Origin of the sequence: Mucilaginibacter sp. SMC90, from assembly GCF_022811725.1 — a bacterium.
In the GTDB taxonomy this organism is placed as follows: domain Bacteria; phylum Bacteroidota; class Bacteroidia; order Sphingobacteriales; family Sphingobacteriaceae; genus Mucilaginibacter.
In genome coordinates this window covers 6,889,540-6,907,892 of sequence record NZ_CP094527.1, presented here as the reverse complement: position 1 = coordinate 6,907,892, position 18,353 = coordinate 6,889,540, and the positions used below count along the sequence as shown (strand labels likewise).

Here is an 18,353-nt window from a genome sequence, read left to right as displayed (position 1 = left end):
TAATATTATTGTGATTTGATTATTTTAAAACTGAAACCTGATTCTGAACCTTGATTTTCCTGATTTGAGGATTTCTTGATTAAGGATTGCCTAATCTCTTATCTCCAACCTCTAATCTCTTAAATCAACCTCTAATCTCTAACACTAAAAATCATCATCCAACGAAAAGCTTTTGCTTTCGGCTGATGCGTTTAGTACACCACTTTTTTGATAATCGCCTACGCGTTTTTCAAAAAAGTTGGTTTTACCCTGTAATGAAATCATTTCCATGAAATCAAACGGGTTGGTTGCGTTATAATATTTATCGTAACCAAGTTCGCTTAACCACCTGTCGGCCACAAACTCAATGTATTGGCTCATGAGTTTGGCATTCATGCCTATCAGGTTAACCGGCAACGCGTCGGTCACAAATTCCTTTTCTATTTCAACTGCGTCAGTAATGATTTTGGTAACCTGCTCCTGCGGCAGTTTATTTTCAAGCATGCTGTATAATAAGCAGGCAAATTCGCAGTGCGAACCTTCATCGCGCGAGATCAGCTCGTTGCTGAAAGTAAGGCCTGGCATTAAGCCTCGTTTTTTAAGCCAGAAGATAGAGCAAAAGCTACCTGAAAAGAAAATTCCTTCAACGGCGGCAAATGCAACCAAGCGCTCGGCAAAGTTGCCGTTGTTGATCCATTTCAAAGCCCATTCGGCTTTTTTGCCTACGCATGGCACCGTTTCAATGGCGTGGAAAAGGCGGTCTTTTTCGGCAGGGTCTTTTACGTAAGTGTCTATCAGCAGGGCATAGGTTTCAGAGTGGATGTTTTCCATCATGATCTGGAAACCGTAAAAGCACCGTGCCTCAGGCAGTTGAACCTCGCTCATGAAGTTTACCGCCAGGTTTTCGTTCACGATACCGTCACTTGCAGCAAAAAACGCAAGGATATGTGAAATGAAATGTTTTTCACCCGAATTAAGATTTTCCCAGTGTTTAAGGTCGTCCGATAGATCGATCTCTTCAGCCGTCCAAAAGCTTGCCTCTGCTTTTTTGTACATCTCCCAAATTTTGGGATACTTAATGGGAAGGATAACAAACCGGTCCTTGTTTTCCCGTAGTAATAATTCGTTTTCCAAACTCATAGACGTTTACCTTTTTTATATTTTTCCTTCAATGAGGTATTCAGACACGAAAGCAAGCCCTACTTTTTAATAAAGCTTTAAATTTTGATGCCTTCGGATTTGCTCCTTAGCAACTATATTGTGTAACTTTCTGACAGCCAGTAGTTTAATTAGGGTGTGACGAGTGCGTCGGGCTGCCGGCTGAATGCCATTTTTATTACTTGTTGAGCAAAGTTAATGTTTGAGTTGTGTAGTTGTGAATGATAGTTTTTCACAAACACCCGAGTTATCCACACTTTAGCGGCGCTTGTTATAATGATGAAAAATTAATGGACTTGAAAACAGCCGATTAAAAATTTGATTGAAATTTGGTGGCCGTTATACTTGCGGATTACGATAATTTAACATTATAAATTACTTGACTTAACACCGACAATTATTGCCAATAACGAAATGCTTTTGCTTTAACCCGGTATCAAAATCTAAATTGCGCAACTAATTGCACAACCTGTGAAAATGTGGAAAACAAAATACGCCCATAAGTCATCAACCTATGGGCGTATTCCTCAAAGTTTTACGATTTATTTTGCTTCCTCAAGCGGAACAAATTTCATCGATACTGAATTTACACAATGGCGGGTATTTTTCGGTGTCATGTACTCGCCTTCAAACACGTGGCCCAGGTGAGCACCGCAGTTGGCGCAAAGAATCTCCACCCTGCGGCCGTCGGCATCAACCTCCCGGCGTACTGCACCTTCAATTTCATCGTCGAAACTTGGCCAGCCGCAAAACGACTCAAATTTATCTTCCGACCGGTACAGTGGTGCATCGCAGCGTTTACAAACGTATAAGCCCTGTGCCTTGTTGTTCAGTAAAGAACCAGTGAACGGCCTTTCGGTGCCTTTGTATAATATTACCCTTTCTTCATCGGGCGTTAATTGATTGTATTGCATACTAATTAATGATTTATTGAATTAGTGAGTTTTGAATTTTGGTTACCTCACTATATAAAGATACGACAAATTGAGGCGATATAATGTTTTGCCGCTTGATGTTTACACTGGTTTGACGGGAGAGACAGGCCTCTGCCACCGGTCTCAATCCCCTATAAGTATGGCTTTAATTGTTCAAATAAAAGCGCGCAATTTGCGTTTAACACTAAATAAAACCTATAATATTTTTATCATGCGCGTAGCTGTCTTATTCATATTCCTTTTGCTACAATCTATAAATTCAATCAGCAAGCCCAAACCGCCATTTAAATATCAAAAACTTCATGCGATTGATATGTCTAAATATGCGATGTTGCCGGAAGATCAACAGGTAATAAACATGTTCTTTGGAAAAAGTTATCGCTTTACACAATTAAGCAATGCCGATGTTGTTGAGATCGACAGCATTTTGACTAAGGCGGTTGAAGATCATAAAAAGGAGGGAAGCTATGTTTTAGTGAACGACCCAGACAAATACTATAAACAGGTATTAGCAGCTAAGAATGAGGCAGGAGAGCAGGAGGTATATTTAAACTGTTTATGTAGTTTGACAAACAATAAAGATTGGAGGCAGCACATTATCGCGATGATAGATGGGGGTAGTTGTTACTTTCGGGTGAAAATGAATCTGCAAACTAAGAAGGTAATAAGTTTTTTGGTAAACGACCCTGGATGATTGCCACCGGCTGAAAGCCGCTATAGATTATTGAGTAGCTTCAGCTATTTGCTTGATCACCTCATTCCGCTTCAACAACAGCCTCGTCATATAATTTGATAAAAACAGGTAGTTCACCGCATCTCCAAATATCCCGCATGGAGATTTAAACGAAAAAATATCCCGCATCATGGTCTGGTTAAGGATGGGATAAAAATAATGCTCATGGGTAAAGTTTTTGAATGCGCCCTCAAGCTGGATATCGGTAAAGTAATTTGGATATTCCATTTCGGTGATTTTTGAGGTAAGATTTTGCCAGATGCCGAAATGTTTGGCCCGCCAGGTAACAGTTTCACCAAGCTCGATCAGGCCGCTTGTTCGCCCGGCTATGGCCCGCTCACCGGTGTGTTTGGTAGATTCTACATGCACGTCGATATTACGTGCAATATCAAAAACTTTTTCAACCGGGGCATTAATATGGGTAGCAAGCAGGATTTGTGACGGCATTTTTTTTATTGGGATTGCACCGATTTTTTAGAATGATTACACCGATTTGTGACTACTTCATTTTAGGATTCTGCTACCTCTTAAAATTGGGATTGCACCGATTTTTTAGAATGATTACACCGATTTGTGACTGCTTTATTTTAGGATTCCGCTACCTCTTAAAATAATTTCACCGATCAAAAGTCGATACCATTCTTTTAGGTGCCGGTTAAGATAATCAGTCCTTAACAATAATCATCACAACTCAACCTAAAAAATCCGTTGAATCAACCCTCAATCGGTGAAATTCAAAAAAACAAAAAATCGGTGAAATCAACCTTTAATCGGTGAAATCCCAAAAAATTAAAATTCCGCGTTCTTAGGGAACCTTGGGAAAGGGATCACATCGCGGATGTTGCCCATGCCGGTAACAAACAGTACCAAACGCTCAAACCCTAAACCAAAGCCGGCATGCGGACAAGAGCCGAACCTGCGGGTATCCAGGTACCACCAAAGCTCTTCGGTAGGGATGCCCATTTCGTTCATGCGCTGCTCAAGCTTATCCAAACGCTCTTCACGTTGTGAACCACCCACAATTTCGCCAATGCCCGGGAACAGGATATCCATAGCACGTACGGTTGTGCCGTCGTCGTTCTGGCGCATATAAAATGCTTTGATCTCCTTAGGGTAATCGGTCAGGATCACCGGTTTTTTAAAGTGTTTTTCAACCAGGTAACGCTCATGCTCGCTTTGCAAATCGGTTCCCCAACCTTCAATAGGGTAAACAAACTTCTTCTTTTTGTTTGGGGTCGATTCTTTCAGAATGTCGATAGCCTCGGTATAAGTAAGACGCTCAAAGTCGTTATTTAAACAAAACTGCAGTTTTTCAAGCAGCGTCATTTCTGAGCGCTCGTTTTGCGGTTTGGTTTTTTCTTCCTCGGTTAAGCGCTGTGTTAAAAACTCAATATCATCGGCATTTTTATCCAATGCGTATTTGATCACATATTTCAGCATGTCCTCGGCAAGGTCCATGTTGTCAACCAGGTCGTTAAAGGCAACTTCGGGTTCGATCATCCAAAACTCGGCCAGGTGGCGGGTAGTGTTTGAATTTTCGGCACGGAAAGTTGGCCCGAAGGTATAAATATCGCTCAGGGCCATAGCACCAAGCTCGCCTTCCAGCTGTCCGGATACGGTTAAGTTGGTTGGGCGACCAAAAAAGTCCTCTTTGAAATCTATCTCGCCTGTATCGGTTTTTGGGATATTATCCAAATCAAAGTTGGTGACGTGAAATGTTTCGCCCGCACCCTCAGCATCTGAAGCAGTGATTATTGGGGTGTGCAGGTAAACGAACCCACGCTCCTGGAAAAACTGGTGCACCGCGAATGCCAGGCTGTTACGTACCCTGAAAATAGCACCGAAAGTACTGGTGCGGAAACGCAGGTGGGCATGCTCGCGCAAAAACTCCAGGCTGTGTTTTTTAGGCTGGATAGGATATTTTTCAGGATCACTGTCGCCTAAAATTTCAATTTCAGTAGCCACCACTTCAACAGTTTGGCCTTTACCCAAAGATGCGATGAGCTTACCTTCAACACTTAATGCTGCACCAACGGTGATGCGTTTAAGCAAAGCAGGGTCGGTGTTTTCAAAATCGACAACAATCTGGATGTTATTATTAGTAGAGCCATCATTCAAAGCAATAAAACGATTTGAACGGAATGCACGCACCCATCCTTTAACTGTTACATCAATTTCGGTTTGCTGGCTTTGCAGCAATGCTTTGATCTTAGTTCGCTGACTCATATCATGTATAATTTTTAGAGTCGCAAAAATACAATTAATTATCAAAGCATACTTTGAAACATTAGCTAAAAAACATTAGCCGGAGAGCAGGAGGGATATGTTGGCAGGGGAGAGGAAAAATGCCCTTAAATTAAAATACAGCCGGGAGTGTAAAGTGCTCCCGGCTACTGTCTTTTTGACGCTTACTTACCCGAAACCATAATGGTATCGCGGATGATTTTGTTTGTGGTAGGGCCGCCAACCATAATGGTGTCTTTAGTTTTGTTCAATGACTGATTAAGGCTTTTTTTAGCGTTGTCCTGAGTAGGTGCTACGCCGTTTTTCTGGCAGCCCGCAAATAACAAAAATGATACTGCGGCAATTGCAAATAAAGTTTTTTTCATAATGCTAAATTTACAACTAATACGAATAATATATAAAGTTGTTACAATTAATATTTTAATTTGACTTTAAACTTTCCTTCGCTAAATAAAACCTTATCCGGATGGCTGTCTGCAGGGCTGTTGCCCACTTTCAGGAACCTGAGTTCAAAAAATCCCTGCAATATTTTATCGGCCTGGTTATATGAAATAATAGTTACCGAACTAAGGTGGGTTGGGTCGGGTGAGTATTGGCTGGCCGGTGTATTATTTTTTGTAATACGGTAATAAATTTCGTTTGCTTTGAGGGTATAATACCCAACATCGTTAAATACAATTTTGAAACCCACCTGCTCTTCCTCGGCCCCGATATTGCTTTTGCCTGATACAAAAATGGTATCGCCTTTAATATTAGAGGCCGACGGATCGGCTTCCCACTGCGTATTGTTTTTTTGCGCAAGCATAAAATCAGGCGTAACAGGAAAATTGCAGCAGTCCTTTTTTTTACAGGCCGAAAAAAGCAGGACCACGGCTATGGCTAACATAAACCGGGGATATTTCATTGCTTTGTTGATGACAGGTTAACTACTTATTCAGGAAATATAAAGGTATTTAAAAGTAAGGCATATTATACAGGCTTTCAGTAAGTTTGCCGCTCATTTAATTTTTGCCCATGAACCCCAAAGTGAGCCTTATTATTGGCATTTTGTGCATTTCCTTTTCGCCCATCTTTGTAAAGCTTGCCGGGGTATCGCCAATTGGCTCAGCATTTTACAGGGTGTTTGTAGCCTGGGTATGCCTAGCACCATTTTGTATATTTAAACAAAAACTTAAGGTAGATAAAAGGCAGCTGCTCATTTCTATAGCTGCCGGTATGGTGTTTGCACTTGATATTGCCGTTTGGAATATCTCCTTATTGAAAATCAGTGCCACTGTTTCAACGCTGATAGCTAACCTTGCGCCGGTTTGGGTTGGCCTGATGAGTTTCCTTTTTTTAAGAAAACGGTCGGGGCTGCTATTCTGGATAGGTACACTCATTGCCATTGCGGGTATGGTGATACTGGTAGGGTATGAACATATCCTGCATATGGAGTTAAACACAGGAATATTATTGGCTGTACTGGCCAGCTTTTTTTATGCTACCTATATCATGATCACCAAAAATATTATGGCAGGTATTGATGTGTTTAGTTTTATGTTTTACAGTATGCTTAGCGCCAGTATTTTTTTATTAATGATAAATGGATATATGCATAATGATATTATTCATCTTTCATTAAAAGTATGGCTTTGTTTTATTGGCATGGGGCTTATTTGCCAATTGGCCGGCTGGCTTACTATCAATTACTCATTACGGTACCTTGAATCTACCAAAGTATCCATCGCCTTACTAAGTCAAACAGTTTTTGCCGGGCTGCTTGCTGCTTTTTTGCTTCACGAGCGTTTGGGTTTTAACGAGATAATGGGCAGCGCCATTGTTTTGGCAGGAATAGCTGTAACATTTTTAAAGCCCGGGAATCGAAAAGCAGATGTTTCGGTTTAATCGCTAAGCAATGAACATTTACCCTTATCAGGATTTTAGCATGATCAGTCCGCTTACGCCCAAAGAAATTGAAGGCCGGATGAATGATCTTGTAGCTGCTCATTATGTTAACCCTCAAAAGATGGAATATCCCAACTATGAGGGCATAGTTACAGATGGGGAATTTAGTTTGAAAACAAGAACCGTTGGCAGGCGAAGCTCTTTGCTGTACTTAAAAGGCTATGTTTTAACACATGAAAAAGGTAGCCGGATAACGGTGAAGGTAAATCCGTCAATATCTGGCGCGATAGTAGTTTTGCTTTTTCTTGTTGTTGAGTTTATGCTTATTTATACCTATTTTAATGAAGGCCTGAACAGCTCTTTTTATTGGGTGCCCCTGATTTTTGGATTGTTTTCCTGTTTTTTGCTTGTAGTGAGTATAAAATATGAAACGGGGAAGTACCGCCGGGTATTGCTGAAAGTTTTGAATGGCACACTTGCTTCAAAAGGTGGTTGAATTTTTAAACTCCTCGTTATCAAATAAAACCGTATTTTACGTTTTCGAATTAAGAGTGACGAGCGATCTTTGTCTACCTTTGCAATTAACTCATGATCCAGAAATCCACTATCGACCGTATTATGGAAGCCACCGACATTGTGGAGGTGATAGGGGAATTTGTGCAGTTAAAAAAACGCGGGGCCAATTATGTAGGCCTTTCGCCGTTTGCTAATGAGCGTACCCCATCGTTCACGGTATCGCCAGCAAAAGGGATCTTTAAGGATTTCTCTACAGGCAAAGGTGGTTCGGCTGTTACGTTTTTGATGGAGCTGGAGAAATTCAGCTATCCCGAAGCGTTAAAGTGGCTGGCCAAAAAATATGGTATTGAGGTAGAGGAGACCGTTGAGGCACCTGAAAACCGGGAGGAAGAGCTCCGTCGGGAAAGTCTCATGATCGTATCGGCCTTTGCAGCTAAGTTTTTTCATGAAACAATGCTCGAAACCGAAGAGGGGCAAAGTATTGGCTTAAGTTATTTTAAAGAACGCGGCTTTACTGCCGAAACCATCAAGAAGTTTGAATTGGGTTATTCGCCCGATCAATGGGAAGCTTTTACCGGTGCCGCCATCAGGAACGGCTATAAAGAACCGTTTTTGGTTGAAAGCGGTTTATCTGTAAAGCGGGATAACGGTGCTTTGTTTGACAGGTACCGTGGGCGGGTGATGTTCCCGATCCACAGTTTTACCGGCAGGGTAATCGGTTTTGGCGGTCGTACGCTAAAAAAAGATAAAAACGTAGCTAAATACGTTAACTCGCCCGAGTCGGAGATCTACCATAAATCAAACGTACTTTACGGGCTGTATTTTGCCAAAAAGGCCATTCGTGAGCAGGACAACTGTTACCTGGTAGAAGGTTACGCGGATGTGCTTTCGGTGCACCAGGCAGGGGTTGAAAACGTAGTGGCTTCATCAGGCACCTCGCTCACTACCGAGCAAATTAAACTCATATCCCGTTTTACTAAAAACATCACCATATTATATGATGGCGATGCGGCAGGGATCAAAGCCTCGCTGCGTGGTTTGGATATGATCCTGGAGGAAGGGCTTAACGTAAAAGTAGTGCTGTTTCCGGATGGACATGACCCGGATTCGTTTGTGCAGTCGAAAGGTTCAAGCGCCTTCAAAAAGCATATCGAGGAAAATAAAAAGGACTTTATCCTTTATAAAACCCAAATCCTGCTTAAGGAAGTTGGGAACGACCCGATAAAGAAAGCCGACGTGATTCGCGAGGTGGTTGAAAGTATCGCCAAAATTCCTGATAGCATTAAAGCATCGGTATTTATAAAAGAGTGCAGCGGTTTATTACAGATAGATGAGCGCGCCCTTTTATCCGAACTTAATAAAATGCGCACGGCTAAAGCAAAAAAGGAAGAACAGCAACGCCAGCAGCAAAACAACAGGTATGCCGAAATACCGGATGAGCCTCATTTTTTTGATGAGCCGGTTGAGTTGGAGCCGCAAATAGCCAAGGATGATGCTTTTCAGGAAAAGGAAATAGTACGTTTATTGCTGCATTACGGTAGCAGGATGATTGACTGGGACGGCATTGCCAATACCTATATAGGCCCGTTTATTATAGCCGAGTTAAGTGATGTTACCTTTGATCATCCGGTTTGTAAACAGATTACAGAAATTTATCGCCGTGAAGTAGAGAATGGTGTATTACCCGATGATGCTTATTTTATCCACCATAAAGATAAAGGCATAGTTGATTTAACTATCAATATGCTGGCCAGCAAGTACTCGCTTAGCGAAAACTGGTATGAAATGCATAAGATCACGGTGAACGACGAGCAGGTAAATATGAAGGCTACCATCCTCGGCGCAATATTCCATCTAAAAAAACATAAGGTAGGCAAGATGCTGGAAGACCTGCGTACACAACTTCAAAAAGCTGATACCGAAGCCGATCAGGAAATACTGCTTAACCAGTATATGCGCATGAAAAAAGTCGAAAAATCTATATCCGACTTTTTAGGCTCTGTAATTATTAAATAATGGCGCAGCATCTTGAACTTGGCCGTACCGGCGAAGCATTAGCCAAAACCCACCTCGAAAAAGCAGGCTACGAGATCCTTGATGAAAACTGGACTTTTGGAAAAGCCGAAATAGATATTATTGCTTATAAAGACAAGGTTATTATATTTACCGAAGTAAAAACCCGCACGGGCAATGGCTTTGGCGAACCGGAAGACTTTGTTGATAACCGTAAACAAAAACTCCTGGCCGAAGCTGCTGATGAATATATTTACCTCATGAACCACCAGGGCGAAGTGCGGTTTGATATCATAGCCATTTTGTTTGACCGCGGCGGAAATTATATACTAAACCATATAGAAGATGCGTTTTGGCCTTCGGCCACATAACACTTATGAATAATAATAAACTAAAGCTATTTTTTGCTGCCCTTGCCCTAACGGCCCTGGGCTGCAGCTGTAAACATAAACCTGATAGCTCGGCTACAGACTATACCATAACCCCCGATGCCGGTGCTAACTACAAAGCCGGTGATAAAATTGATATTAAAGTAGGCTACCCCGCAGGCAGCAAAGTTGATTCGGTAGTTTATCTGCTTGATTCAACAAAGATCGCTTCGAGTAAAGATACTGCCGGCATCAGCCTTAAAACTGATACTATTGGTTTAGGCATCAGGATGATTACGGCCAAAGTGTACGAAGCCGGTAAAAGCAATGAGGTAACAACAAACATCCTTTTACTGGCTGCAAAAGCCCCGGCCAGGTATACTTATAAAGTAGAGAAGGTTTTTCCGCATGATACCGCTGCCTATACCGAAGGTTTACAATATACTGATGGCGTTTTATATGAAAGCCTTGGCGAAAAAGGACATTCGTCCATCCGTAAGGTTGATTTAAATACAGGTAAGGTATTACAGGAAACCAAACTGGACACGCAATACTTTGGCGAAGGTCTTTCGGTTGTTGGCGATAAAGTAATACAACTTACTTATAGAGAAAAAGTAGGTTTTGTTTACGATAAAAATACCTTGAAGCTACTTAACAACTTCACCAACAATGTTGGCCCTGAAGGCTGGGGGATGTGCTTTGACGGTAATAAGTTGTACATGGATGACAGTACCAATCGTCTTTGGTTCCTGGATAAGAACAACTACCACCCGATAGGACACGTTGATGTATGTGACGATAAGCAACAGATAGATTCGATAAACGAACTGGAATATATTAATGGTAAAATATACGCCAATGTTTATCAGACAGATAATATACTGGTGATCAATCCTAAAACCGGAGCGGTTGAGCAGGTGATTGATATGAAGGAGATCTATCCGGTAGCCAGCCGTCCGAAAGACAGGGACTGGGATAATAATGTATTGAACGGGATAGCCTGGGATGCAAAAGGTCAGCGCCTGTTTGTTACCGGCAAAAAGTGGCCTCATTTGTATCAGGTTAAGTTTGTACCGGTTCCTTAAGCCCGGCCTTCTAACTCCCTGAAGAGGGAACGATTTTTCCAAGGAATATATTGTAAACAGTAATGGCCCGGAATTTCCGGGCCATTACTGTTTAATTGTTAATCAACTGCCAGCCGTACTTGTTCATAAACTCTTCAACTTCGTCGTTAAATGATTTCTTTTGATGATGATTTTCCTGGTTGTTTATATAATTTATAACCGCTGATACCTGTGATTCACTTACCGATACCGCAAAATAATCATCCTGCCAGTTGAATTGCTGATCGATCAGCTGGTTTTTATTTATCCAGATAGAGGACTCGCCTTTGATTAATTGACTAATCTTTGCGATGTTTTGATCTTTTCCTAAAGAAATAAGACAGTGAATGTGATCAGTATAGCCATTAATAGCTTGTAAAAAGATCCCTTTATCTTTACAATTTTCCATGATGTGTTTGTGTACCTGGTACCTTACATTTTGCGTAAGTAACGGCTGCCTGCCCTTAGTTGCAAATACTAAATGAATCCAGATTTTTACAAATGAAATGGTTTATGGTTAATAGTGGCTTGTCCTAAAGGTATAGTTTATTTAGGCTAAAGCCAAGGCGTTGCTGGTTATTTTGTCCGTTGGTTAAAACCAACGGCAATGAAAAGGAAGATAGTGTATTGTTGTGTGCTGTAGGCATGTCCTATAAATGGCTTATTGGGGCTGAAATTATTGTGTTGTAGTTAATCTCATCCGTTGGTTAAACCCAACGGTAAAATAGGAAATTTGTTCAATAGCAAAAGCCGCCGCCCATTATTTAGTTTCTTTTGCCATGGTTTGATGGCGCGCTAATAAATAGGCAATTAAAATTCATTGCCGTTGGTTTTAACCAATGGAATAATAGCACATCAAATAATTGGCTTTAGCCGAAATCTGCGTCAAAAAAATCTGCATGATAAGTTCTTTCATTTTATATCTAAATAATATCTTTAAGCAATTAATTTATTCCTAACCTAATCATTTAAATCATGTTCCGGAATTTATTTTCTTTCGAAGGCCGCATCCGCAGAACGGAATATGGCATCAGCTTTATTATTTACGTTATTTGTTATGTCGTTGTGCTCGGCATCATGAAATCTGGAACCGGAATAGCGGGAGCTGGAGTTTTGGGGATGGTTCCGTTACTTTGGTTTTTATGGTCGCAAGGGGCTAAGCGTTGCCATGACTTAGGAAAGAGCGGTTGGTTCCAGATCATACCGTTTTATGTTTTTGTACTTTTGTTTGCAGAGGGCCAAGCTGGTGAAAATCAATATGGCGACAATCCTAAAGGTGTGAACGCACCATTTGATTCGGCCGATTATCAAAGTCCTTTTCCATCACCACAAAATCAATCAACAGAAGGTTTTTCAGAAACAAAAGAATGATGATTAACCATGGGCTGGAAGCCCGCGGCAGAGATAAAAACAACAAACGCCCGGATTTTCCGGGCGTTTCGCGTTTAAGATTATAAAACTCCCCCTTCAGGGGGCTGGGGGGCTTACCTCCACGCTTTATACTGATTGATCAAGCCATTGGTTGATGAATCATGGCTGCTGATCTCAGCGTTATCTTTTAACTCAGGAAGGATTTTGCCGGCAAGTTGCTTGCCAAGCTCAACACCCCATTGGTCAAAGCTGTAGATGTTCCAGATAATGCCCTGGGTAAAGATCTTGTGCTCATATGCAGCTATCAGTGCGCCTAAAGTATATGGAGTAATCTTTTTAATCAGGAATGAGTTTGTTGGACGGTTGCCTTCAAATACTTTGAACGGAGCAATTTTAGCAATCTCTTCGTCTGATTTTCCAGCAGCTTTAAGCTCTTCAACAACCACCTCTTCGGTTTTACCGTTCATTAAAGCTTCGGTTTGTGCAAAGAAGTTTGACAGCAGCATGTTGTGGTGCTCACCAAGCGGATTGTGTGATTGTGCCGGGGCAATGAAGTCGGCAGGGATCAGTTTAGTACCCTGGTGAATCAATTGGTAAAAAGCATGCTGACCGTTTGTGCCGGGTTCGCCCCAAATGATCGGACCGGTTGAGTAGTCAACATCTTTACCATTACGGTCAACATGTTTACCATTACTTTCCATATCGCCCTGTTGGAAATAGGCCGAGAAACGGTGCAGGTATTGATCGTAAGGCAAAATAACATTGGTTTCGGCCTCAAAGAAGTTATTATACCAGATACCGATCAAACCCATAATAACCGGGATGTTTTGATCAAACTCGGCAGATTTGAAATGGTTATCGGTAGCGTGGGCACCGGCAAGCAGGTCGGCAAAGTTTTCAAAGCCTATGCTTAGGGCGATAGATAAGCCGATAGCGCTCCATAAAGAGTAACGGCCGCCTACCCAATCCCAAAACTCAAACATGTTTTTGGTGTCGATACCAAATTTTTCAACAGCTGCTGCATTGGTTGAAAGGGCTGCGAAATGCTTAGCCACATCAGCTTCGGTAGCACCGCTGGCCAGGAACCAGTCGCGGGCACTGTGAGCGTTGCCCATAGTTTCCTGGGTAGTGAAAGTTTTTGAAGCTACCAGGAACAGGGTAGTTTCAGGATCAACCGCTTTCAGGGTCTCAACTATATGTGTGCCATCCACATTACTTACAAAGTGGAGGTTCAAATGATTTTTGTATGCTTTTAATGCTTCGGTAACCATTACCGGGCCAAGGTCTGAGCCGCCAATGCCAATATTAACCACATCGGTAATAGCTTTGCCGGTGTAGCCTTTCCACTCGCCCGAAATGATAGCTTCGCTGAAAGTTTTCATCTGGTCAAGCACTTTATTTACATCGGGCATAACATCTTTGCCATCAACATAAATAGGAGTGTTGCTGCGGTTACGTAATGCGATGTGCAGTACCGGCCGCCCTTCTGTAACGTTGATTTTTTCGCCGGAGTACATGGCGTCTATTGCCTCTTTTAGTGAACATTCTTTGGCCAGTTGTATCAATAAAGCGATGGTTTCATCATCGATACGGTTCTTTGAATAATCAAGCAGGATATCCTCAAACTGGATCGAGAATTTATTAAAGCGCTGGTCATCAGCATCAAACATTTCCTTAAGGCTTTTTGATACAATATCAATGTAATGATCTGTAAGGTATTTGTAAGCCTGGGTTGTTGTAAAATCGGTAGTTGGCAGCATAATTGTGTTGTTTTTTAACAAAAGTAAAAAGTTAATTGTAAGGTGGCTGTTAAATAAAATAATTGTCTGTCTTAGTGTTAATTAAACACGGCTGGCATAGTGTTTAGTTTACACCTAAAAATTATGAGAATTACAAAAGAATTACAAAAATATTTTGAAGTTTAAAATTTTTATTTGATATATTTGTGTCGATGGTAATCAAATGAGGTATTTATCATCATTTTGTAAATTTACTTTAAAAGCACGTATTACTATGTTTGAAAAACTGTTTTTGCTTGTAAAAGATAACGCCGGGACGGCTGTTATCAACAACCCGGTGATCCCTGCTAAACATCATGAAGCAGTGATCAATGAAGCTTCAAGTTCTATCATTGAAGTGTTGAAAGGCCAGCTTGAAAGCGGCAAGGTAAAGGAACTTATTAAGTACTTTCAGTTTTCGGGTAGTTACAACAATTCATTAGTATCAAGCATTACCAATAGTTTTGCCAGTAAGCTTAATAATTTTTATAGTATCGATCCGGCCAGCGCTTTGGCTGCTGCAAAGGCTTTGATCCCAACCGTGATGAGCGAGTTGGTTAAAGAAACCAAGAGCGGTGAAGCAAAAGAGTTTGCTTTGGGTACTCTGCTTACAAAACTTAATGGCAACCGTGCCGATCTGAGCCCGCTTGTGAACAACCTGATGGTTGCCTAACATACTATTCATCTGCCTATTGAACGGGCCTGCTGATTGTTAAACAATTTGCAGGCCTTTTTATTTATAGCAATTTTTCAAATTATATATATTTGCCGCATGACTAAAGAACAAGTTCAGGATTTAAGGGATAGAGTAACTTCCCTGAGGAGGCATCTTTGACATTGATAAGAAGCTGGAATTATTGCAGGCAGAACAGGAAATAACCATAGGTCCGCATTTTTGGGATCATCCTAAAGAGGCCGAAAAGGTATTGGCATCCATCAAAGTAAAAAAAGTATGGACAGATGCTTTTCAAAAAGTAGTAGCTGCTGTTGATGACGCGGGTGTGCTTTTTGAATTTTACCAGGGTGGTGATGCCACCGAGGCCGAAATGCAGGAACAATATAATGCAGCCATAAAAGTGGTTGAGGAGCTTGAGTTTAAAAATATGCTCTCGGCCGAAGAAGATCAGCTTAATGCTGTACTCCAGATTACGGCCGGTGCCGGTGGTACCGAAAGCTGCGACTGGGCCGGTATGCTCATGCGTATGTACATTATGTGGGGCGAAAAGAATGGCTATAAAGTAACCGAGCAAGATTACCAGGAAGGCGACGTAGCCGGCGTAAAAACCGTTACACTGCAATTGGAAGGCGAATTTGCATACGGATATTTAAAAGGTGAAAATGGTGTACACCGTTTGGTGCGCGTATCACCGTTTGATGCCAATGCTAAGCGGCATACCTCGTTCGCTTCGGTGTATGTTTATCCATTAGTTGATGATACTATTGAAATTGAAGTAAACCCGGCCGATATCGAGTTTGAAACCTTCCGTTCAGGAGGTGCCGGTGGTCAGAACGTGAATAAGGTGGAAACTGCTGTGCGTTTATATCACAAACCATCGGGCATTATTATCAAAAACCAGGAATCACGCTCACAATTACAAAATAAGGATAATGCCATCCGCTTGCTTAAATCTCAGTTATATGAAATTGAGATGCGCAAACGTATGGAACTGACCAACGCTATTGAAGGCAACAAAAAGAAGATAGAGTGGGGCTCACAGATCCGCAACTATGTTTTACATCCATACAAACTGGTAAAAGACCTGCGTACCGATCATGAAACATCCAATGCTGCAGCGGTACTTGACGGCGATCTGGATGATTTCCTGAAAGCCTACCTGATGGAATTTGGTGGCCCGAAAACGTAAGGAATAAAAAACACTTGTCATGTTGAGCGATAGCGAAACATCTTCTTCACCAAGCATAACTAATTTGCAGGGCGAAGAAGACCCTTCGTTCTTCAGGATGACAACGTTAAAAATGGCGGCAGCCCGCTGTGAATGAAAACAAAACGGAGTATCATTTCTGATACTCCGTTTTGTTTTCAAGAGATTAATTGTATTTTGGACAGATCCAATTTGCCTTTTAAAAATATGAAATCCATCTTATCTGCCTTAGTCTTGACCGCTATCACATTTACCTGCTATGCACAGGAAAAGCCAATGCCTCTTTATCCTAAAGGTGTTCCTAATTCAAAAAAAGCCCCTGCAGCTTATGTTGAAAAAACTGATAACAGGAGCTGGATCTCGATGGTTACAGAACCTACGTTAACGCCCTATCTGCCCGAAAAAGGTAAAGCCAACGGAGCTGCAATTGTTGTTTGCCCCGGCGGCGGATATTCAGGACTGGCGTCAGATCATGAAGGCAAGGCCGTAGCTCAGGCATTTGCCAACATTGGTGTAACAGCATTTGTGTTGAAATACCGTTTGCCAAGTGACGATATCATGGCTGATAAATCCATTGGCCCGTTACAGGATGCGCAGATGGCTATATACACAGTGCGTAAAAATGCTGCGGAATGGAATATTAATCCGTCGAAAATAGGTATTATCGGCTTTTCAGCCGGAGGGCACCTGGCTTCAACCGAGGGTACACATTTTGATAAGCCGGTTATTGAAGATAAAGAAAACATCAGTGTACGCCCTGATTTTATGATGCTGATCTACCCCGTGATATCTTTTGGCGAATATGCCCACGTTGGCTCAAGGGAGAACTTGGTAGGTAAAAGTCCATCTGCAGAGCAGGTAGAACTTTACTCGAACGAAAAGCAGGTTACCGCTAACACCCCGCCTACATTTTTAGTGCACGCCGAAGACGATACCGTTGTACCAGTACAAAACAGCCTGTTATTTTATGACGCACTTTTGAAAAATAAGGTAAAAGCCGAGTTGCACCTTTTCCAGGAAGGCGGTCATGGTTTTGGGATGAACAATTCTAAAAATAAAGGCAAATGGTTTGAATGGGCTGCTTCGTGGCTGGAAGAGAATGGCTTTTTGAGCGGGAAATAAATTGTAGCAACTAATTTCTTACCCAATAAAACAGTAAGCAAATTTTATTGTTGAGGTAAACAGTATTTTTGAAAAAATACAAAGTTCGACCTTAATGATCATTTTATGTTGAAAAGAATACTGTTTGCAGTGTTGCTAATTGCCGGTGCCTGCTTTAATGTTATTGCTCAATCTATCAAATACAAAAGTGTATCCAACCAGGACCTGACTTATGTATTAAACAACCTGCAAAAGCGTTACGTATATACCGATCATAAAACGCTGAGCATTGCGGTGTACCTTGTTGCCGATCAGCAGGGTGACGTTGATGCCCCGGCAGATTGTAAAGCGCCGGGCTCTATTTATGTAGCAGTATCGGAAGTCAAGCCCCAGCAGTATGTTTACAAACTAAACCCTGTTTGCGATCCCAAATTTGTTAACTGGATCAAATCAAAAAAAATGTATAAGATAGCCTTTAGCTACGGGCCGGCAGCAAAAAGGAAAACAGCGACTATTGGGATTACGCTGAAAAAGCTGGTGGTAGAGTAGATTAAAAAGTGTCGTTACTTCATGCCTTAATGACCTGGTTTTTAATTATTTAAACCCAGTTATTTGATCATCCCCAAATTCTGTACATAAGCCCCGCCCACAGGTAACATGAAACCATTAATGGTTACCTGGTGACGTTCTATCTTATCAATTTTACTTACAGCAGCAATAAACGAACGATGAATGCGGATGAATTTTTCGGCAGGCAGCAGGGCTTCAACTTCGGTAATGGTCATGCGGGTGAGTACCTTGCTATCCTTCAAAATAAAATTTACATAATTGCCTGTGGCCTCCAGGTGATAGATGTCGTCGAAATTGACGCGTACCTGTTCATAGCCTGTTTTTAGAAAAATGTAATCTTTAACATCGGCGGTGTTCCTGAAATTGTACAGCTCATAGGCTTTATTGCAAGCTTTTATGAAGCGGGTAAGCGCAAACGGCTTCAACAAGTAGTCAACCGCATCAAGTTCAAAGCTGGTAACGGCGTGTTCGGTGTAGGCAGTGGTAAATATTACCAGCGGTTTTTTGTTGAGGCAGGTTAACAGGTCGATGCCCGAAATATCGGGCATCTTAATATCCAGGAACAAAAGGTCTACCGGTTCGCGCTGCAGGTAATCCATCGCTTTAAAGGCATCGGTAAATTCGGCCTTGAGGTCAAGGAAGGGCACCTTTGCAGCATGCGAGCGGATCACATCGAGTGCTATAGGTTCGTCATCAATGGCTATGGCTGTAATCAAA

General features: G+C 41.7%; 20 protein-coding genes. 11 read left to right on the top strand and 9 right to left on the bottom strand.

Features of this window, described 5'->3' with window-relative positions:
• Positions 1 to 144: 144 nt before the first annotated feature.
• Together MTO98_RS28780 and MTO98_RS28775 are read right to left on the bottom strand one after the other, a co-directional pair.
• Positions 145 to 1,119 (bottom strand): ribonucleoside-diphosphate reductase small subunit, encoded by a 975-nt coding sequence (locus MTO98_RS28780; protein ID WP_091212919.1) that lies wholly within the window; start codon positions 1,117 to 1,119, stop codon positions 145 to 147.
• A gap of 560 nt (positions 1,120 to 1,679) precedes the next feature.
• Positions 1,680 to 2,051 (bottom strand): methionine-R-sulfoxide reductase, encoded by a 372-nt coding sequence (locus tag MTO98_RS28775; protein ID WP_243482445.1) that lies wholly within the window; start codon positions 2,049 to 2,051, stop codon positions 1,680 to 1,682.
• A 160-nt stretch (positions 2,052 to 2,211) separates the two neighbouring features.
• Between MTO98_RS28775 and MTO98_RS28770 the strand changes: the two genes are divergently transcribed.
• On the top strand, positions 2,212 to 2,766 hold the full coding sequence (locus MTO98_RS28770; protein ID WP_243482443.1) for a hypothetical protein: 555 nt from the start codon (positions 2,212 to 2,214) through the stop codon (positions 2,764 to 2,766).
• 27 nt (positions 2,767 to 2,793) lie between these two features.
• Here the strand turns inward: MTO98_RS28770 and MTO98_RS28765 are convergent, their stop codons facing one another.
• The 4 genes from MTO98_RS28765 to MTO98_RS28750 all read right to left on the bottom strand — a co-directional run bounded on the left by MTO98_RS28765 (position 2,794) and on the right by MTO98_RS28750 (position 5,953).
• On the bottom strand, positions 2,794 to 3,252 hold the full coding sequence (locus MTO98_RS28765) for an SRPBCC family protein (protein WP_243482441.1): 459 nt from the start codon (positions 3,250 to 3,252) through the stop codon (positions 2,794 to 2,796).
• 342 nt (positions 3,253 to 3,594) lie between these two features.
• Positions 3,595 to 5,031 (bottom strand): asparagine--tRNA ligase, encoded by a 1,437-nt coding sequence (gene asnS, locus MTO98_RS28760; protein WP_243482439.1) that lies wholly within the window; start codon positions 5,029 to 5,031, stop codon positions 3,595 to 3,597.
• 182 nt (positions 5,032 to 5,213) lie between these two features.
• Positions 5,214 to 5,414, bottom strand: coding sequence for a hypothetical protein (locus MTO98_RS28755; RefSeq protein WP_243482437.1), 201 nt, complete (start codon positions 5,412 to 5,414; stop codon positions 5,214 to 5,216).
• Between the two features lie 47 nt (positions 5,415 to 5,461).
• Complete coding sequence (locus MTO98_RS28750) at positions 5,462 to 5,953, bottom strand: DUF6252 family protein (RefSeq protein WP_243482435.1); 492 nt, start codon at positions 5,951 to 5,953, stop codon at positions 5,462 to 5,464.
• 110 nt (positions 5,954 to 6,063) lie between these two features.
• Here MTO98_RS28750 and MTO98_RS28745 point away from each other — a divergent pair, with 110 nt between their 5' ends.
• The 5 genes from MTO98_RS28745 to MTO98_RS28725 all read left to right on the top strand — a co-directional run bounded on the left by MTO98_RS28745 (position 6,064) and on the right by MTO98_RS28725 (position 10,915).
• Positions 6,064 to 6,933 carry a DMT family transporter gene (locus MTO98_RS28745; protein WP_243482433.1) on the top strand — a complete coding sequence of 290 codons (870 nt, stop codon included), beginning with the start codon at positions 6,064 to 6,066 and terminating at the stop codon, positions 6,931 to 6,933.
• A 10-nt stretch (positions 6,934 to 6,943) separates the two neighbouring features.
• Positions 6,944 to 7,429, top strand: coding sequence for a hypothetical protein (locus MTO98_RS28740; protein ID WP_243482431.1), 486 nt, complete (start codon positions 6,944 to 6,946; stop codon positions 7,427 to 7,429).
• 92 nt (positions 7,430 to 7,521) lie between these two features.
• The gene (gene dnaG, locus MTO98_RS28735) at positions 7,522 to 9,465 is read left to right on the top strand and encodes a DNA primase (RefSeq protein ID WP_243482429.1); all 1,944 of its coding nucleotides are present in this window, start codon (positions 7,522 to 7,524) and stop codon (positions 9,463 to 9,465) included.
• Positions 9,465 to 9,833 (top strand): YraN family protein, encoded by a 369-nt coding sequence (locus tag MTO98_RS28730; RefSeq protein WP_091212951.1) that lies wholly within the window; start codon positions 9,465 to 9,467, stop codon positions 9,831 to 9,833. Before dnaG ends, MTO98_RS28730 begins: the two co-directional genes overlap by 1 nt.
• A 5-nt stretch (positions 9,834 to 9,838) precedes the next feature.
• Complete coding sequence (locus MTO98_RS28725; RefSeq protein WP_243482427.1) at positions 9,839 to 10,915, top strand: glutaminyl-peptide cyclotransferase; 1,077 nt, start codon at positions 9,839 to 9,841, stop codon at positions 10,913 to 10,915.
• A 91-nt stretch (positions 10,916 to 11,006) separates the two neighbouring features.
• Here the strand turns inward: MTO98_RS28725 and tnpA are convergent, their stop codons facing one another.
• Positions 11,007 to 11,420, bottom strand: a complete 414-nt coding sequence (tnpA, locus tag MTO98_RS28720) for an IS200/IS605 family transposase (RefSeq protein ID WP_243487957.1) — start codon at positions 11,418 to 11,420, stop codon at positions 11,007 to 11,009.
• Between the two features lie 488 nt (positions 11,421 to 11,908).
• On the opposite strand from tnpA, the gene MTO98_RS28715 reads away from it, so the two are divergent.
• Positions 11,909 to 12,304 (top strand): DUF805 domain-containing protein, encoded by a 396-nt coding sequence (locus tag MTO98_RS28715; protein ID WP_243482425.1) that lies wholly within the window; start codon positions 11,909 to 11,911, stop codon positions 12,302 to 12,304.
• Between the two features lie 113 nt (positions 12,305 to 12,417).
• On the opposite strand, the gene pgi is transcribed toward MTO98_RS28715, so the two are convergent.
• Positions 12,418 to 14,064 carry a glucose-6-phosphate isomerase gene (gene pgi / locus MTO98_RS28710; protein WP_243482423.1) on the bottom strand — a complete coding sequence of 549 codons (1,647 nt, stop codon included), beginning with the start codon at positions 14,062 to 14,064 and terminating at the stop codon, positions 12,418 to 12,420.
• A 253-nt stretch (positions 14,065 to 14,317) separates the two neighbouring features.
• Between pgi and MTO98_RS28705 the strand changes: the two genes are divergently transcribed.
• From MTO98_RS28705 to MTO98_RS28690, 4 genes are all read left to right on the top strand, one after another.
• The gene (locus MTO98_RS28705; RefSeq protein ID WP_243482422.1) at positions 14,318 to 14,755 is read left to right on the top strand and encodes a hypothetical protein; all 438 of its coding nucleotides are present in this window, start codon (positions 14,318 to 14,320) and stop codon (positions 14,753 to 14,755) included.
• Between the two features lie 99 nt (positions 14,756 to 14,854).
• Positions 14,855 to 15,947, top strand: a protein-coding gene (gene prfB / locus MTO98_RS28700) for a peptide chain release factor 2 (protein WP_243482420.1) whose coding sequence is annotated in 2 segments (ribosomal slippage) — positions 14,855 to 14,914 and positions 14,916 to 15,947 — 1,092 coding nt in all. Because the reading frame shifts where the segments join, the coding sequence is not laid out codon by codon here.
• A 225-nt stretch (positions 15,948 to 16,172) separates the two neighbouring features.
• Positions 16,173 to 17,087 carry an alpha/beta hydrolase gene (locus tag MTO98_RS28695; protein ID WP_243482419.1) on the top strand — a complete coding sequence of 305 codons (915 nt, stop codon included), beginning with the start codon at positions 16,173 to 16,175 and terminating at the stop codon, positions 17,085 to 17,087.
• A 105-nt stretch (positions 17,088 to 17,192) separates the two neighbouring features.
• Positions 17,193 to 17,615 carry a hypothetical protein gene (locus tag MTO98_RS28690; protein WP_243482418.1) on the top strand — a complete coding sequence of 141 codons (423 nt, stop codon included), beginning with the start codon at positions 17,193 to 17,195 and terminating at the stop codon, positions 17,613 to 17,615.
• 59 nt (positions 17,616 to 17,674) lie between these two features.
• Here MTO98_RS28690 and MTO98_RS28685 read toward each other — a convergent pair whose 3' ends face one another.
• Complete coding sequence (locus MTO98_RS28685) at positions 17,675 to 18,352, bottom strand: LytTR family DNA-binding domain-containing protein (RefSeq protein ID WP_243482417.1); 678 nt, start codon at positions 18,350 to 18,352, stop codon at positions 17,675 to 17,677.
• Position 18,353 lies beyond the last annotated feature (1 nt).

Coding starts and splice junctions, on each gene's coding strand:
- MTO98_RS28780 (WP_091212919.1), bottom strand. CDS start 1,119: ATGAGTTTGGAAAACGAATTATTACTACGGGAAAACAAGGACCGGTTT.
- MTO98_RS28775 (WP_243482445.1), bottom strand. CDS start 2,051: ATGCAATACAATCAATTAACGCCCGATGAAGAAAGGGTAATATTATAC.
- MTO98_RS28770 (WP_243482443.1), top strand. CDS start 2,212: ATGGCTTTAATTGTTCAAATAAAAGCGCGCAATTTGCGTTTAACACTA.
- MTO98_RS28765 (WP_243482441.1), bottom strand. CDS start 3,252: ATGCCGTCACAAATCCTGCTTGCTACCCATATTAATGCCCCGGTTGAA.
- asnS (WP_243482439.1), bottom strand. CDS start 5,031: ATGAGTCAGCGAACTAAGATCAAAGCATTGCTGCAAAGCCAGCAAACC.
- MTO98_RS28755 (WP_243482437.1), bottom strand. CDS start 5,414: ATGAAAAAAACTTTATTTGCAATTGCCGCAGTATCATTTTTGTTATTT.
- MTO98_RS28750 (WP_243482435.1), bottom strand. CDS start 5,953: ATGAAATATCCCCGGTTTATGTTAGCCATAGCCGTGGTCCTGCTTTTT.
- MTO98_RS28745 (WP_243482433.1), top strand. CDS start 6,064: ATGAACCCCAAAGTGAGCCTTATTATTGGCATTTTGTGCATTTCCTTT.
- MTO98_RS28740 (WP_243482431.1), top strand. CDS start 6,944: ATGAACATTTACCCTTATCAGGATTTTAGCATGATCAGTCCGCTTACG.
- dnaG (WP_243482429.1), top strand. CDS start 7,522: ATGATCCAGAAATCCACTATCGACCGTATTATGGAAGCCACCGACATT.
- MTO98_RS28730 (WP_091212951.1), top strand. CDS start 9,465: ATGGCGCAGCATCTTGAACTTGGCCGTACCGGCGAAGCATTAGCCAAA.
- MTO98_RS28725 (WP_243482427.1), top strand. CDS start 9,839: ATGAATAATAATAAACTAAAGCTATTTTTTGCTGCCCTTGCCCTAACG.
- MTO98_RS28715 (WP_243482425.1), top strand. CDS start 11,909: ATGTTCCGGAATTTATTTTCTTTCGAAGGCCGCATCCGCAGAACGGAA.
- pgi (WP_243482423.1), bottom strand. CDS start 14,064: ATGCTGCCAACTACCGATTTTACAACAACCCAGGCTTACAAATACCTT.
- MTO98_RS28705 (WP_243482422.1), top strand. CDS start 14,318: ATGTTTGAAAAACTGTTTTTGCTTGTAAAAGATAACGCCGGGACGGCT.
- MTO98_RS28695 (WP_243482419.1), top strand. CDS start 16,173: ATGAAATCCATCTTATCTGCCTTAGTCTTGACCGCTATCACATTTACC.
- MTO98_RS28690 (WP_243482418.1), top strand. CDS start 17,193: ATGTTGAAAAGAATACTGTTTGCAGTGTTGCTAATTGCCGGTGCCTGC.